Raw genomic sequence first — 14,684 nt, forward strand, 5'->3', positions numbered from 1 at the left:
CCCATTGGTTGTCATGTAAGGATTGAGAAGAACCGGCTAAAATCAGCCGATAACGCCCATGATGTCGGATTCCTTCATGATCAGAAGGTCTTCGCCGTCGAGCTTGACTTCGGTGCCGGACCACTTGCCGAACAGAACGCGGTCGCCAGCCTTGACGTCCAGAGGAACGAGCTTGCCGCTATCATCGCGAGCGCCGGTGCCGACAGCGACGATTTCGCCTTCCTGTGGCTTTTCCTTGGCGGTATCAGGAATGATGATGCCGCCCTTGGTCTTGGCTTCAGACTCAACGCGACGAACAACGACGCGGTCATGGAGCGGGCGGAAAGTAGTGCTTGTCATTGTCTAATCCCTCGATCAAATGACTTAACGGACCGTCAGGTCCGCGTGATAATTGTTAGCACTCCTCATTGGAGAGTGCTAGCGAGGCAGAGATAGGGGTGCAGCAATGGCGAGTCAAGAACGCCCTGTCGGAAAAATTTCATGGAAAATGGTTATCAGGGTTTCATGACAGATATTGCAGACCCTTCCCCGACCGTCCGGCCCTCGCTCACAGAGCTCACCGCTGTCTTTGCCCGCATTGGTTGCCTAAGCTTCGGCGGGCCGGCAGGGCAGATCGGCATGATGCATCGCATTGTCGTGGATGAGAAGCGCTGGGTATCGGAAGCCCGCTTCATGCACGCACTCAACTATTGCATGTTGCTGCCGGGGCCGGAGGCGCAGCAGCTTGCCACTTACATCGGCTGGCTGATGCATGGCGTCCGTGGCGGCATCATCGCCGGAACGCTCTTCATTCTGCCGGGCTTCCTGACCATCGTCGCTCTTGCCGCGGCCTATTGCCTTTATCAGGATACGCACTGGCTGCCGGGCCTGCTGTTTGGTTTGAAAGCCTGCGTGCTGGCCATTGTCATCGAGGCATTGATCAGGGTGGCGAAGCGCGCACTGGTTAGTCGTTTTCTGGCAGGCATCGCCGCTGCTGCCTTCATCGCGCTCTTCATCTTCGGCCTGCCTTTTCCGCTGGTGATTTTTGCAGCGAGTCTGATCGGCTTTCTGCGGGCGCGTCATGCCGCTGTGGAAATGGGTGAAACGGATGCGGAAACGACATCCGTCACGCTCCTGTCGCGGGTGAGGGGTCTCGTGCTGGGGCTGGTCATCTGGCAAATCCCGCTGGCGCTGATCTTCCTTTCCTCCGCGCCGGAGACATTGGCGAATTTGCAAGGCTTCTTCTCGCGCATGGCGGTCGTCACCTTCGGCGGGGCCTATGCCGTGCTGGCCTATGTCGCGCAGGTAGCGGTGGAAACCCACGGCTGGCTGACCGCCGGCGAAATGCTGGACGGCCTGGCGCTGGCCGAAGCCACGCCAGGGCCCCTCGTGCTGGTCCTGCCCTATATCGGTTTCCTGGCAGGTTTCCGCCATGCGGAATGGCTCGACCCGATGGTCGCGGGTGTGCTGGGTGCGACGATAACGGCCTGGGCGACCTTCGTGCCGAGCTTTATCTTCATCTTTCTCGGCGCGCCCTATGTCGAAAAGCTGCGCAACAATCGTGCCCTCTCGTCAGCGCTTTCAGCCATCACGGCTGCGGTCGTCGGCGTCATTCTCAATCTCTCCCTCTGGTTTGGGCTGCATGTGCTGTTTGGCGAGGTCAAACGCATCGCCGTTGTGCCGAGCTTCGGCCCCGGCATGTCCTGGCCGGTCTGGACGACGCTCGATCCCTTCGCGACCGGATTGCTGGTGCTGTCCCTGCTGATGCTGATGCGCTGGAAGGTCGGAATGGTGCCGGTGCTGGCGCTCGGGATCGCAGGCGGCGTCCTTCGGCTTTGGCTGATGTGATGTGCCGCTGGGGAGCCCGACGGCACATCATTCGCTGCGCTATTTCGTTTCAACAACCGGTCCCACGGTGGCATGCGCTGTTGCCAGGGTAGGGGCGCGGTGGCTCTTCGACTTGTAGAACGGCCGCTCGACATATTTATGCGCGAGGTAGGCAAAAGGAATGGCCGTGGCGAAGGTCAGCGCCGCCAGCATGGCGAAGTATGTGCCCTGGCTGAGGCCCTGATCGTTCAGCACATACATCCAGCCATAGAGCGGGATCATGTGCAGCAGATAGAGCGAATAGGAGACGGTGCCGAGGAACATCATGACGGGATGCTCCAGAAACAGTGCCACGAAACCCTTCTTGCGGCCCTTGTCCCGCACCATGATGGCGCTGGTGAAAACGAAGATCCAGGCACCAATGGCGAGATCGAAATACCCGACCACGGCGGCCAGCGGCAACACGACGGGTGGCGACATGAACGGCTGTTCGTCCCAGCGCATCTTCCAGAGGTAGTAGCTGGCGATGCCTGTCGCGAAATAAATGGCGTAATTGGCAAGGATTGCCCCGTTCGGCCAGTGACGGAAATACCAGACGCCGAAGACAGCGGCCGCCAGAAAACCCACACGCAGCAGATTGCTGGAATGGTGGAGGCACCAGAAGGCGAGCGGCGCAATCAGATAAAACTGGAACTCCGTGGAGATATTCCAGGCCTGACCCAGAAAAGCATAGGCGCCCAGTGGCAGCCAGCTATCGGGAATGATCCCGTGCAACATTGTCATATGGGCAAGCGTATTCATTTCCCAGTTTTCGAAGCTGCGGTCCAGAATGGCGATGCGACCGGCATTGCGCACACTTCCGAAGTCTGCGGTGTGCAGCGCCTGATAGGCTATCCATGCAAAGCCAATGGAAAGGAAGAAAGCAAATATATAGACCGGATAGATGCGTTTGATGCGCCGGGCTATGTAGGTCGAGTAATCTTCAGACAGCGACGACATCATCACGAAGATGACAAAACCGCTCATGATGCAGAATATCTGGACGCGGATTTTTTCGTTGATCAGGGGTTTCAGCGCACCCATGCTGTCCGGGTCGATACCGGCTGCCGGTAGCAGGTGAACCAGAACAACCCATGCGGCCAGAAGACCGCGAAGACCCTCGAGCTGGTCTATCCTCTTCATCGATGGCTCCTCGATTGAGTAAGCCAGCCCCACCGCTATAAAAACACGCCAGAGGTGCGTTCGCAACATACTGCGATGCAAAAACGCGAATTCGCCGGAGGTAGCCCGCCTTTGCGGGCCAGCTTTTTTGCTTGTAATCGGCGTGCCGGTTTGCAATGTCACGCCATGAATTCTTGAAGCTTGGAAGCATCTCATGGCGCAACGCATCTCCACCCTTGGCGAAATTACGGACCGGTTCGACGTCGTTCTCTCGGATGTCTGGGGTGTGCTGCACAACGGCGTCAGCGCCTTTCCGGATGCTGCAATTGCGCTGGAAGCGGCACGCAAGGCGGGCTTGACGGTGGTGCTCATCACCAATTCCCCGCGTCCCGCTCCCGGCGTCATTCCGCAGTTACGGGCGCTCGGCGTTCCGGACACCGCCTACGACCGCATCATCACCTCCGGCGATGTGACGCGCGAGCTGATTTCGCAAGGGCCGAAAAAGGTGTTTCTGCTTGGTCCCGAGCGCGACATGCCGCTGCTGGACGGTCTCGACGTCGAAGTCGTGTCGCAGGAAGAGGCGACAGCTGTCGTCTGTACCGGTTTCTTTGACGATGAGACCGAAACGCCGGAAGACTATACCGACATGCTCAAGAGTTTCGTCGCCCGTTCCGTGCCGATGATCTGCGCCAACCCCGACCTTGTGGTGGAGCGCGGCGAGCGCATCATTCCCTGTGCCGGTGCCATGGCCTTATATTATGAGCAACTGGGCGGGGAGGTTCGTATCGCAGGCAAGCCGCATTCGCCGATCTATGAGGCGTGTCTGTCGGCAGCCAGAGAGGTGCATGGCGAATTTTCCAAGGACCGCGTTTTGGCCATCGGCGATGGGATGCCGACGGACGTGAAGGGCGCCATCAATGCCGGGCTCGAGCTTCTTTACATCGCCGGTGGCATCCATGCCGCGGACTATGCGTTGAACGGTGAGATCGACGAAACGCTTCTGAAGGACTATCTGCAGAAAGAGGGCGCTGCTCCCGGTTGGTGGATGCCACGTCTGGCGTGATCGGGCTGTTCAGGGATCCTGCGGAAATGACTGTCTTTCATCGCAACGAGAAAAAAGAGCCGCTGCCACCGCAACTGCGCGGTGGCGTGGTCGCAATCGGCAACTTCGATGGTGTCCATCGCGGCCATCGCGCCGTGCTGGATCATGCGCTGGAACTGGCAGCTGCCCGCGATGTGCCCGCATTGGTGCTGACGTTCGAGCCGCATCCGCGTACCGTATTTCGCCCGGAAACGCCGGTCTTCAGAATTACGCCCGCCTCCATCAAGGCGCGTGTGCTGGAAGCCGAGGGTTTCAATTCCGTCATCGAATATCCGTTCGACAGGGATTTCTCGCAGCGATCGGCGGAAGATTTCGTCAAATCCGTTCTGGTGGACTGGCTTGGCGCCAGCGCCGTGGTCACGGGTGTCGATTTCCACTTCGGCAAGGGCCGCGAGGGTGGCCCTGCCTATCTGATGGCGGCGGGTAAGAAACACGGCTTTGATGTCGTCCTGATCGATTCCTTCCGCGATGAGGGTACCGAGATCGTATCGTCCAGCCGTATTCGTGATCTCCTGAGCCAGGGCGATGTCGCGGGCGCGGCGGGTCTTCTGGGCTATCGATATACGGTCGAGGCAGAGGTGATCGGTGGACAAAGGCTTGGTCGCACGCTCGGTTATCCCACCGCCAACATGGCATTGCCGCCGGAGACGGACTTGAAGCCGGGCATCTATGCCGTGCGCTTTCGCCGGCCGGATGGTTCGCTGCATGATGGCGTGGCAAGCTTTGGCTACCGCCCGACTGTCACAGAGGATGGGGCAGCCCTTCTGGAGACCTATCTGTTCGATTTCTCCGGTGACCTCTATGGCGAAACCTGCTCTGTCTCGTTCTTCGGCCATCTGCGCGACGAGCTGAAGTTTGACGGGCTGGACGCACTGGTGACACAGATCAAACGCGATGAGGAAGAGGCGAGGGCGCTTCTGTTAGGCGTCAAACCGCTCGGCTCGCTGGACAGCAAAATCGCTTTCTGAAACGGCGGGAACGCAGCGCGTCATCTATTCGCTTTTCAAACGGCGCGAAACACCTTAAAGAACGGCATTATGCACCAGTATCGGTCGATGAAGATATCCCGAATTATTGGCCCGGCCTTCCCCGCGCTGTGACAGCCGGAAGGTCCGGGATTTTGGCGCTTGTCGAAGCGCTTTCCGTTATCGCACTTCTTGAATCAAAGACACGGGCGCGACCTTTCAGGGCCCCGCAACGAACGGCACGGTTATGAACGACACCGCACAGACAATTGACTATTCCACCACGCTCTACCTGCCGCAGACGGATTTTCCCATGCGCGCCGGCCTGCCGCAGAAAGAGCCGGAAACGGTGAAGCGCTGGCAGCAGATGGGGCTCTACAAGAAGCTGCGCGCTTCTGCCGCTGGCCGCGAAAAATTCGTGCTGCATGATGGCCCTCCTTACGCCAACGGCAACATCCATATCGGCCATGCGCTCAACAAGATCCTCAAAGACGTCATCACCCGCTCGTTCCAGATGCGCGGCTTTGACGCCAACTACGTTCCCGGCTGGGATTGCCATGGCCTTCCCATCGAGTGGAAGATCGAGGAAGCCTACCGCGCCAAGGGCAAGAACAAGGACGAGGTGGAAATCAACGAATTCCGCAAGGAATGCCGCGAATTCGCCGCCGGTTGGATCAAGGTGCAGTCGGAAGAGTTCAAGCGTCTCGGCATCGAAGGCGATTTCGACAATCCCTACACGACCATGAACTTCCATGCGGAAGCCCGTATCGCTGGCGAACTTCTGAAGATCGCCAAGAGCGGCCAGCTCTATCGCGGCTCCAAGCCCGTCATGTGGTCGGTTGTCGAGCGCACGGCTCTGGCTGAGGCCGAGGTCGAGTATGCGGATGTCGAGAGCGACATGATCTGGGTGAAGTTCCCGGTGGTTGAAGGTGCCGCTGACCTTCAAGGTCAGTCGGTCGTCATCTGGACGACAACGCCATGGACCATCCCCGGCAACCGCGCCATCTCCTTCTCCTCGCGCTTCCCTTACGGTCTGTTCGAAGTGGAGACGGCAGAGAACGACTTCGGCCCGCAGCCGGGCGAAAAGCTGATCTTCGCAACGAAGCTCGCCGATGAAGCCGCCAAGAAGGCAAAACTGACCTTCAAGCTGGTCCGTCCTGTTACGGCAGAGGAACTGGGCGCGATCACCTGTGCCCATCCGCTGGCGTCACTCGGTTATGACTTCAAGGTTCCTTTGCTCGATGGCGATCACGTCACCGATGATGCCGGTACGGGCTTCGTGCACACCGCACCAAGCCACGGTCGCGAAGACTTTGATGCATGGACCTCCAATCTGCGCGCGCTGGAAGATCGTGGCATCTCGACCAAGATCCCGTTCCCGGTTGGCGATGACGGCTTCTACACGGAAGATGCTCCCGGTTTCGGCCCTTCGGCTGAAGGCGGCGCTGCCCGCGTGATGGACGACAATGGCAAGAAGGGTGACGCCAATGAGCGTGTCATCAAGGCGCTGATTGCAGCCAATAACCTCTTTGCCCGTGGCCGTCTGAAGCACAGCTATCCGCATAGCTGGCGCTCCAAGAAGCCCATCATCTTCCGCAACACGCCGCAATGGTTCGTCTATATGGACAAGGAGCTGGGTGACGGCACGACGCTGCGCTCGCGGTCGCTGTCGGCCATCGACGACACGCGTTTCGTGCCTGCCGCTGGCCAGAACCGTCTGCGCGCCATGATCGAGAACCGCCCGGACTGGGTGCTGTCGCGTCAGCGCGCCTGGGGCGTGCCGATTGCCGTCTTTGCCGATGAGAAGGGCGAAGTGCTGGTCGATGATGCCGTCAACGCCCGCATTCTGGAGGCCTTCGAGGTCGAGGGTGCCGATGCGTGGTTTGCGCCAGGTGCCAAGGAGCGCTTTCTGGGTGCGGACCATGACCACGCCAAGTGGCATCAGGTCCGTGATATCCTCGATGTCTGGTTCGACTCTGGCTCAACGCACACCTTCACGCTTGAAGATCGCCCTGACCTGAAATGGCCAGCCGATGTCTATCTGGAAGGCTCTGACCAGCATCGCGGCTGGTTCCACTCGTCGCTTCTGGAAAGCTGCGCGACGCGTGGCCGTGCGCCTTACAAGGCCGTCGTCACCCATGGTTTCACCATGGACGAGCAGGGCCGCAAGCAGTCCAAGTCGCTCGGCAACGTCGTGGCACCGCAGGACGTCATGAAGGAATCCGGCGCTGATATTCTGCGCCTGTGGGTCATGACCACGGACTATTGGGAAGACCAGCGTCTGGGCAAGGCCATCATCCAGACCAATATCGATGCCTATCGCAAGCTGCGCAACACCATCCGCTGGATGCTGGGCACGCTGGCGCATGACAAGGGCGAAGAGATCGCCTATGCCGAGCTGCCGGAGCTGGAAAAGCTGGTGCTGCACCGCCTGTCCGAACTGGATAAGGTCGTGCGTGACGGTTACGACGCGTTCGACTTCAAGAAGATCACCCGCGCGCTGATCGATTTCGCCAATGTCGAGCTGTCGGCCTTCTACTTCGATATCCGCAAGGATGCGCTCTATTGCGACGCTCCCTCGTCGCTCAAGCGCCGCGCCTCGCTTTGCGTCATCTCGAAGCTCTTCGATTGCCTCGTCACCTGGCTTGCCCCCATGTTGCCCTTCACCACGGAAGAAGCATGGTTGTCCCGTTATGCGGATGCGGAATCGGTGCATCTCGTGCAGTTCCCCGCCATTCCTTCCGAGTGGCAGAATGAAGCAGTGGCCGCACGTTGGGAGAAGATCCGCAAGGTGCGCACCGTTGTGACCGGCGCTCTGGAAGTTGAGCGGCGCGAAAAGCGTATCGGTTCTTCGCTGGAAGCAGCCCCCGTCGTGCATGTCGCCGACCCAGAACTGCTGGCTGCACTTGAGGGTGAGGACTTCGCGGAAATCTGCATCACCTCGGCCATCTCTGTCGTTGCTGGCGAAGGTCCTGCAGATGCCTTCCGCCTCGGTGAAGTCCAGAAGGTGTCGGTCGAGCAGAAGCTGGCCGAGGGACAGAAATGTGCCCGTTCCTGGCGCATCACCACGGATGTGGGCTCCGATCCTGCGTTCCCCGACGTATCGGCGCGAGATGCCGCCGCGTTGCGCGAACTTGGCGTCGGTGCTTAAGAAAATGGCCGGATGAATTGCACTTTAAGCGTTCATCCGGTAAACCTGCCTGAAATTGGCCGGATTTTAGCAGCAATGGGGGCTACCCAGTCGTCAGGAAAGCTAAAGCATGGATCTGAAAATCACTTCGATTTTTTAGAATGCGCGGCGACGGGAATTAGGATAAAGAGCGCCCTGTGAATGTCCGGAAGGACATGAAGGCGCTTCGGGGCGGAAGGGTTTCCATGAGCATGACGCAGAGTTTTCGCATATACGGCACCGTTCTTGGCGCGGTATCTGTTTGCCTTGCACTGAGCGCCTGCACCAGCCCGACCTACGGAACGGGCAAGTCGTCCGCCGAACAGCTGGTTGACGACCTTGGCAACGCCACGTCCATTACCGGCAATCAGGACAAGCGCAGCGTGAAGTATAACCCGCGCCCCAGTCTCGTTGTTCCTGCCCAGGCCCGTGCCGAGCAGCTGACGCAGCCGCAGCAGAGCCTTGCCAACCGGGAAACCAATCCGCAATGGCCTGAGACGCCGGAAGAAGCGCGCGAGCGTCTGCGCAAGGAAGCCGACGCAAACCGTGACAATCCGAATTATCGCTCGCCACTGCTGGCCGGCAACGGCACCAACGGCCAGATGACGGAAAGCCAGAAGTGGGAAGCATTCCGCAAGGCCAAGGCCGATGCGCAGGGCGGCTCCATCGTCAACAGCAATCAGCGCAAGTTCCTGACAGACCCGCCGCTTGAATATCGCAGCGTTCCGCAGGAAGAGCTGGCCGATCTCGGTACGCCGGAATCCAAGAAGGAAAAAGAGCGCAAGAAGAACGCCGCCATGGCTGGCACCGGCAAGAGCTGGTGGAACCCCTTCCAGTAAGGGTTGGGAGTTCGCATCTTCCGCCTTTGGAGCGTAGGGGCGTTGCAAAACATCGCTTCGAACTCCGTCACCCCGCACTTCATGCGGGTCCGGTGCGTAAAGTCTTTTGATCGCGAAAGACTCTTTATCGCCGCAGACGCGGCTCCGCTGGATACCGGGTCAAGCTTGGTATGACGAAAGAGGGGCATTCCGCGCCTTTCACTCTCCACGCTTGCCCTGAAAGAATCCGCGCAAAATCTGCGCACTCTCCACCTCTGCCATGCCTGAATAGACCTCCGGAGCGTGGTGGCATGTCGGCTGGTTGAAAAAGCGCACGCCGCTTTCCACCGCACCGCCCTTGGGGTCGTTGGCGCCATAATAGAGGCGCCTGATGCGGGCGAAGGAAATGGCCGTGGCGCACATGGTGCAGGGTTCCAGGGTCACATAAAGGTCTGCGCCGCTCAGTCGCTCTCTGCCCAGTTCCTCGCAGGCCATGCGGATGGCTAGGATTTCGGCATGGGCTGTGACGTCGTTCAATTCGCGTGTGCGGTTGCCGACGCTGGCGACAATGTGGCCATCCAGTACCAGCACGGCACCGATGGGGACCTCGTCCCTTTGGCCTGCTCTTTGCGCTTCTTCAAGCGCAAGGTCCATGAAATGCGTCGTTTCCGCCATTGTCCGTGCAATTTCCTCTTAACCAGTGCCGCGCGACCTGATAGGACACGGCAAACAACAGGCAAACAACAAATGACATTCAAAGACAAGCCGAAGCGCGCTGGCGACAAAACATTCGACCGTGACAGGAAGCCGAAGCCTTCGGCGACACCGGACACGGCGCGCGACAAGAAGCCATTTACAGCCAAGGCCGAGACTGTCGTGAGCGAGACGGCACCCAGCAAGCCGGAGCGGATTTCCAAGATCATGGCGCGCGCAGGCGTGGCTTCGCGCCGCGATGTGGAACGGATGATCATGGAAGGGCGCGTGTCGCTGAACGGCGTCAAGCTGGACAGCCCTGTCGTCAATGCCACCCTGGATGACAAGATCGAGGTTGATGGCCAGCCGATCCGTGGTGCGGAGCGTACGCGCCTGTGGCTTTACCACAAGCCAGCCGGTCTGGTGACGACCAATTCCGACCCGGAAGGGCGTCCGACGGTTTTTGACAATCTTCCGAAGGAGCTTCCGCGCGTTCTTTCCATCGGTCGTCTCGATATCAACACCGAAGGCCTGCTGCTGCTGACCAATGACGGCGGCCTCTCGCGCGTTCTTGAACTGCCGACCACTGGCTGGCTGCGCCGTTACCGCGTGCGCGCCCATGGCGAGGTCGATCAGGCCGCGTTGGACAAGCTCAAGGAGGGCATCGCGGTAGACGGTGTTCTCTACGGCGCAATCGACGCCACGCTTGACCGCACGCAGGGCCACAATGTCTGGATCACCATGGGTCTTCGCGAAGGCAAGAACCGTGAGATCAAGAACGTGCTTGGTGCGCTGGGTCTGGAAGTGAACCGCCTCATTCGCATCTCCTACGGACCGTTCCAGCTGGGTGACCTGCCGGAAAGCCAGGTCGTCGAAGTGCGTGGCCGTATGCTGCGCGATCAGCTTGGGCCCCGCCTCATCGAGGCTGCCGGTGCCAATTTCGATGCGCCGATCTATGATGCCGTGGTCGAGGAAGACGAGGCCCCGGTTCAGCGTCCCGTCAAATCCGAATGGACAAAACGTGGCGATGCCGAGCAGAACCCGCGCGGCGGCAATTTTGCAGAAAAGCGCGACAACCCGCGTGACCGTGCGCCGGGCAAACCGGATGCAAAGCGTCCAGGAAAGCCTTTCGCAAAGGGTCGCGATGAGGATCGTGACGACGACCGTCCGAAGCGCCCGCCCATGGGCAGCAACCGCACAGCCAATGTGTGGATGGCACCAGGCGCGCGTCCCACGCGTGACGGCAAGGAGCGCAAGTCCGTGCGCGCCGAGGCAGAAAGCGTCTTCAAGAAGCCTTCAGCAGAGGCGGATGCGCGCCGCGCAATCGTCAGGCATCGGGATTCCGACGGTGAATGGATCCGCGCCGACAAGCCGGCGCAGGACGAGAGCCGTGGTCGCGGCAGGGGTGAACGCGGCGAGAAATCCTTCGGTGATCGCAAGCCACGCGACGCAGGCAACCGGGGTGAACGCCCACGCGGCGACAAGCCCTTTGGCGACCGTCCTTCCCGCGGCGGGGAACGTAGTGAGCGGCCCTATGGCGACCGCAAGCCTCGCGATGCTGGAGAACGCTCATTTGGAGATCGTCCGGCTCGCCCGGAAAGGTCCTTCGGGGATCGCCCTGCGCGCAGCGAGCGGCCCTTCGGTGATCGCAAGCCGCGTGAGGATGGTGACCGTCCGCGTTCAGAGCGTCCATTTGGCGACAAGCCACGCGGCGCAAAGCCCTTTGGTGACAAGCCTCGCGAAGGCCGTCCTTCTGGCGGCAAGCCAGGTGGCTTTGGTGGCAAGCCGGGCTTCGGCAAGCCGCGGGCAGAGCGGTCTGAGGGCGGGTTCGGTGGCAAGGGGCCCGGTGGTTCCAAGGGTCCCGGCGGCAAAGGTCCCGGTAGCGGTGGCAAGGGTCCAGGTGGTAAACCTTCTGGAGGCAGAGGAATGACGCGTAATGCGGATCGTAGGCGGTGAGTTTCGCGGCCGGTCACTGGCCGCACCGAAATCCAACACAATCAGACCCACGATAGACCGGACACGGGAAAGCCTCTTCAACATATTGAGCCACGCCTATCCCGAAAGCCTGGATGGGACGCGCGTTCTTGATGTTTTCGCAGGCACAGGCGCGGTCGGGCTCGAGGCTCTGTCGCGCGGCTGTCGCGTGGCGCTGTTTGTCGAAAACGGCGTCGAGGGCAGGGGGCTGTTGTGGGAAAACATCGATGCTCTGGGCCTGCATGGCCGCGCGCGCATCCTGCGTCGTGACGCGACCAAACTGGGTAGCGTCAACAATATCGAGCCCTTCGATATGCTGTTTGCCGATCCGCCCTATGGACAGGGACAGGGCGAGAAGGCCTTGGCGGCGGCCCATCACGGAGGCTGGCTCGTGCCCGGCGCGCTTGCCATTCTGGAAGAGCGTGCAGACGTGCTGCTTACCGTCGAACCCGTATTCAAATTGCTGGAAAGCCGCACCTTTGGCGACTCCAAGATGCATTTCTATCGCTACGAGCCCTGACGATTATTTGCCCTCGATGATGCGCGTCTTTCGGCGCGCGTCACTCTCCTGTCGTCTTTGTCTCATAGAGCGGGTCAAGCATATGACATGTAGGAGAGGCCGCACTTTTGGCTGGAAAGAAAAAAAAGGCCTCTGGCAAGAAGCGTAAGCGCGAGGAAGCCACAAGAGAAGTCCGCGACCCATCCTTTGCGCTCGCCCTTGGTGGCGGTGGCGCACGTGGCATCTGCCACATCAACATTGTCGAGGCCCTCGATGAGCTCGGCATTCGCCCCACCGCTATAGCGGGCTCCTCGATCGGCTCCATCATCGGCGCGGGCATGGCTGCTGGCATGAGTGGCCGTGACATCAGGGAATATACGCTTGAGCTGATGGGCAAGAAGGGCAGCGTCGCCAACCGGCTCTGGAGCCTCGGCCCGGCCTCCATGCGCCACGCAGCTTTTGGATTTCGTCTGGGTCAGTTTAATCTTGAACTGGTGCTCGATGCGCTTTTGCCATCCGCCCTGCCCAAAAGGTTTGAAGATCTGGGCATTCCGCTGAAAGTCACAGCGACAGACTACTACGCGCAATCCGAAGTCATCGTCGAAAGTGGCGATCTGCGCCAGGCGCTGGCGGCATCTTCTGCCATTCCGGCCCTGTTCATGCCCATTCGGATGAATGATCGCATTATGATCGATGGCGGCATCTTCAATCCGGTGCCCTATGACCATCTGCTCGATGACGCCGATATCGTCATTGCAGTGGATGTGGTGGGAGGGCCCGAAGGTGACGGGACGACAATGCCCAGCCGCTTTGAAAGCCTGTTTGGTGCAAGCCAGCTGATGATGCAGTCGGTCATTTCGCTAAAATTGCGAATGCGCCCGCCGCACATCTTTCTGCGACCCCCGGTCAATCGTTTCAAGGTTTTGGATTTCAGGAAAGCACATGAAGTGCTTGCGGAATCCGAAGTGACGAAAGACGAACTCAAGCGGCAAATCGAAATGCAGGTGGAGCTTTACCATCGCGGCCATGGTATCGAGCCGTAGGCATTTCGCTCAATTACGAGTGAAATGCGCCTTTGGCCTTGATGCGGCGTGTGCGTCGCAATAAATGAAGGTCAACGAAAGGCTTCGCCCCATGTCCTCAGCTATTGATTCCTCAAAGCTTCTCGATCGTGCCAGCGAATTGGTCGATCTGGCCCGCCGCGCCGGTGCGGATGAGGCAGATGCCGTCATCGTTCGCTCCCGCTCGCAATCTGTCGGCGTTCGGCTCGGCAAGGTCGAAAGCACGGAATCGTCGGAAAGCGATGATTTCTCGTTGCGCGTCTTTGTTGGCAGGCGCGTTGCCAGCGTTTCGGCCAATCCCGGCTTCGACCTCAAGACACTGGCGGAACGCGCGGTCGCCATGGCCAAGGTCTCGCCTGAAGACCCCTTTGCCTGCCTTGCGGACAAGGATCGATTGGCGACTTCCTATGATGATCTGCAATTGTTCGATCCGACCGAAGTTTCGGCAGATGAGCTGCGTGAAGCGGCTCTTGCCGCCGAAGAGGCTGCGCTCAGCGTCAAGGGTGTCAGCAACTCTTCGGGTGTCGGGGCATCCAGTGGCATGGGCGGTCTCGTGCTTGTAACCTCGCACGGCTTTTCCGGTAGCTATATGGGAAGCCGTTTCGGCCGCTCCGTCAGCGTTATTGCCGGAGAAGGCACGAAGATGGAGCGCGACTACGAATATGACAGCCGCCTCTATTTCAAGGATCTCGACAATCCCGAAGACATCGGCCGACGCGCCGGTGAAAGAGCCGTCAAGCGTATCAATCCCCGTCAGGTGGACACGGGCAGCAATGTGACCGTCGTCTTCGACCCACGCATCGCGCGTGGTTTCGTTGGCAGCATTGCCGGTGCCATCAACGGTGCTTCCGTTGCCCGCAAGACCAGCTTCCTGCGTGACAAGATGGGCCAACAGGTTCTCAAACAAGGCCTTTCGATTACTGATGATCCGCAGATCGTGCGTGGCCCGTCATCCCGCCCGTTCGATGGTGAGGGTATTCGCGGCGAAAAGCTCGTCATGATCGAGGACGGCGTTCTCAAGCATTGGTTCCTGTCGACATCGACTGCCCGCGAGATTGGCCTTACGACCAATGGCCGTGGAGTGCGCGGCGGAACGGCTGTATCACCCGCATCGACCAATCTTGCGCTGGAGCCCGGCGATATCTCGCCACAGGACCTCATTGCTCAGGTGGGTAGCGGCTTCTACGTCACGGAGTTGATCGGCCATGGCGCCAATCTTCTGACGGGCGAGTATAGCTGCGGCGCAAGCGGTTTCTGGATTGAAAATGGCGAGAAGGCCTTCCCGGTTTCGGAAGTGACCATCGCATCCAATTTGAAGGACATGTTCATGCGGGTTACGCCTGCAAACGACATCGACCGCAAATATGGTGTGGCTGCGCCGACACTTGCCATTGAAGGCATGACGATCGCCGGGCGCTGATACGACCGGTCGGCGG

12 protein-coding genes are annotated in these 14,684 nt (G+C 59.8%); 9 read left to right on the forward strand and 3 right to left on the reverse strand.

All coding sequences use genetic code 11. The features are described 5' to 3' along the window. Nucleotides 1-42: 42 nt before the first annotated feature. Complete coding sequence (gene groES / locus ASF69_RS07035; protein ID WP_045229730.1) at nucleotides 43-339, reverse strand: co-chaperone GroES; 297 nt, start codon at nucleotides 337-339, stop codon at nucleotides 43-45. Nucleotides 340-480: 141 nt separating this feature from the next. On the opposite strand from groES, the gene chrA reads away from it, so the two are divergent. After that, nucleotides 481-1,827, forward strand: coding sequence for a chromate efflux transporter (chrA, locus tag ASF69_RS07040; RefSeq protein WP_244475418.1), 1,347 nt, complete (start codon nucleotides 481-483; stop codon nucleotides 1,825-1,827). A gap of 39 nt (nucleotides 1,828-1,866) precedes the next feature. Here chrA and ASF69_RS07045 read toward each other — a convergent pair whose 3' ends face one another. Continuing rightward, nucleotides 1,867-2,988, reverse strand: coding sequence for an acyltransferase (locus tag ASF69_RS07045; protein ID WP_062586608.1), 1,122 nt, complete (start codon nucleotides 2,986-2,988; stop codon nucleotides 1,867-1,869). Nucleotides 2,989-3,181: 193 nt separating this feature from the next. On the opposite strand from ASF69_RS07045, the gene ASF69_RS07050 reads away from it, so the two are divergent. The 4 genes from ASF69_RS07050 (at nucleotide 3,182) to ASF69_RS07065 (ending at nucleotide 9,042) form a co-directional block, all read left to right on the forward strand. Continuing rightward, entirely contained in the window at nucleotides 3,182-4,030 is an 849-nt protein-coding gene (locus ASF69_RS07050) for a TIGR01459 family HAD-type hydrolase (RefSeq protein WP_062586609.1), read from the forward strand. A 26-nt stretch (nucleotides 4,031-4,056) separates the two neighbouring features. Next, nucleotides 4,057-5,037 carry a bifunctional riboflavin kinase/FAD synthetase gene (locus ASF69_RS07055; protein ID WP_062587201.1) on the forward strand — a complete coding sequence of 327 codons (981 nt, stop codon included), beginning with the start codon at nucleotides 4,057-4,059 and terminating at the stop codon, nucleotides 5,035-5,037. A gap of 244 nt (nucleotides 5,038-5,281) precedes the next feature. Then, nucleotides 5,282-8,185 (forward strand): isoleucine--tRNA ligase, encoded by a 2,904-nt coding sequence (ileS, locus tag ASF69_RS07060; RefSeq protein WP_062586610.1) that lies wholly within the window; start codon nucleotides 5,282-5,284, stop codon nucleotides 8,183-8,185. 224 nt (nucleotides 8,186-8,409) lie between these two features. Beyond that, on the forward strand, nucleotides 8,410-9,042 hold the full coding sequence (locus tag ASF69_RS07065) for a hypothetical protein (RefSeq protein ID WP_112964142.1): 633 nt from the start codon (nucleotides 8,410-8,412) through the stop codon (nucleotides 9,040-9,042). A 198-nt stretch (nucleotides 9,043-9,240) separates the two neighbouring features. Here the strand turns inward: ASF69_RS07065 and ASF69_RS07070 are convergent, their stop codons facing one another. Beyond that, nucleotides 9,241-9,696: a nucleoside deaminase gene (locus tag ASF69_RS07070; RefSeq protein WP_062586612.1), complete on the reverse strand. Its 456-nt coding sequence runs from the start codon at nucleotides 9,694-9,696 to the stop codon at nucleotides 9,241-9,243. Nucleotides 9,697-9,768: 72 nt separating this feature from the next. On the opposite strand from ASF69_RS07070, the gene ASF69_RS07075 reads away from it, so the two are divergent. The 4 genes from ASF69_RS07075 (at nucleotide 9,769) to ASF69_RS07090 (ending at nucleotide 14,668) form a co-directional block, all read left to right on the forward strand. Beyond that, nucleotides 9,769-11,670 (forward strand): pseudouridine synthase, encoded by a 1,902-nt coding sequence (locus ASF69_RS07075; protein WP_062586613.1) that lies wholly within the window; start codon nucleotides 9,769-9,771, stop codon nucleotides 11,668-11,670. Next, a complete protein-coding gene (gene rsmD, locus ASF69_RS07080; RefSeq protein ID WP_062586614.1) occupies nucleotides 11,651-12,208 on the forward strand; it encodes a 16S rRNA (guanine(966)-N(2))-methyltransferase RsmD in 558 nt (185 codons plus the stop codon). The genes ASF69_RS07075 and rsmD overlap by 20 nt, the downstream gene beginning before the upstream one ends. Nucleotides 12,209-12,315: 107 nt before the next feature. Further along, nucleotides 12,316-13,230, forward strand: coding sequence for a patatin-like phospholipase family protein (locus ASF69_RS07085; RefSeq protein ID WP_062586615.1), 915 nt, complete (start codon nucleotides 12,316-12,318; stop codon nucleotides 13,228-13,230). A 91-nt stretch (nucleotides 13,231-13,321) separates the two neighbouring features. After that, nucleotides 13,322-14,668, forward strand: coding sequence for a TldD/PmbA family protein (locus ASF69_RS07090; protein WP_062587202.1), 1,347 nt, complete (start codon nucleotides 13,322-13,324; stop codon nucleotides 14,666-14,668). The last annotated feature ends 16 nt before the right edge of the window (nucleotides 14,669-14,684 follow it).

Source organism: Rhizobium sp. Leaf311, from assembly GCF_001423445.1.
Lineage (GTDB): Bacteria > Pseudomonadota > Alphaproteobacteria > Rhizobiales > Rhizobiaceae > Agrobacterium.

Bases quoted from the DNA above. Each gene is read 5' to 3' on its own strand.
- ASF69_RS07070 (WP_062586612.1), bottom strand. From the start codon at position 9,696: ATGGCGGAAACGACGCATTTCATGGACCTTGCGCTTGAAGAAGCGCAA.
- ASF69_RS07090 (WP_062587202.1), top strand. From the start codon at position 13,322: ATGTCCTCAGCTATTGATTCCTCAAAGCTTCTCGATCGTGCCAGCGAA.
- rsmD (WP_062586614.1), top strand. From the start codon at position 11,651: ATGCGGATCGTAGGCGGTGAGTTTCGCGGCCGGTCACTGGCCGCACCG.
- ASF69_RS07075 (WP_062586613.1), top strand. From the start codon at position 9,769: ATGACATTCAAAGACAAGCCGAAGCGCGCTGGCGACAAAACATTCGAC.
- ASF69_RS07065 (WP_112964142.1), top strand. From the start codon at position 8,410: ATGAGCATGACGCAGAGTTTTCGCATATACGGCACCGTTCTTGGCGCG.
- ASF69_RS07045 (WP_062586608.1), bottom strand. From the start codon at position 2,988: ATGAAGAGGATAGACCAGCTCGAGGGTCTTCGCGGTCTTCTGGCCGCA.
- ASF69_RS07055 (WP_062587201.1), top strand. From the start codon at position 4,057: ATGACTGTCTTTCATCGCAACGAGAAAAAAGAGCCGCTGCCACCGCAA.
- ASF69_RS07050 (WP_062586609.1), top strand. From the start codon at position 3,182: ATGGCGCAACGCATCTCCACCCTTGGCGAAATTACGGACCGGTTCGAC.
- ileS (WP_062586610.1), top strand. From the start codon at position 5,282: ATGAACGACACCGCACAGACAATTGACTATTCCACCACGCTCTACCTG.
- chrA (WP_244475418.1), top strand. From the start codon at position 481: ATGGAAAATGGTTATCAGGGTTTCATGACAGATATTGCAGACCCTTCC.
- groES (WP_045229730.1), bottom strand. From the start codon at position 339: ATGACAAGCACTACTTTCCGCCCGCTCCATGACCGCGTCGTTGTTCGT.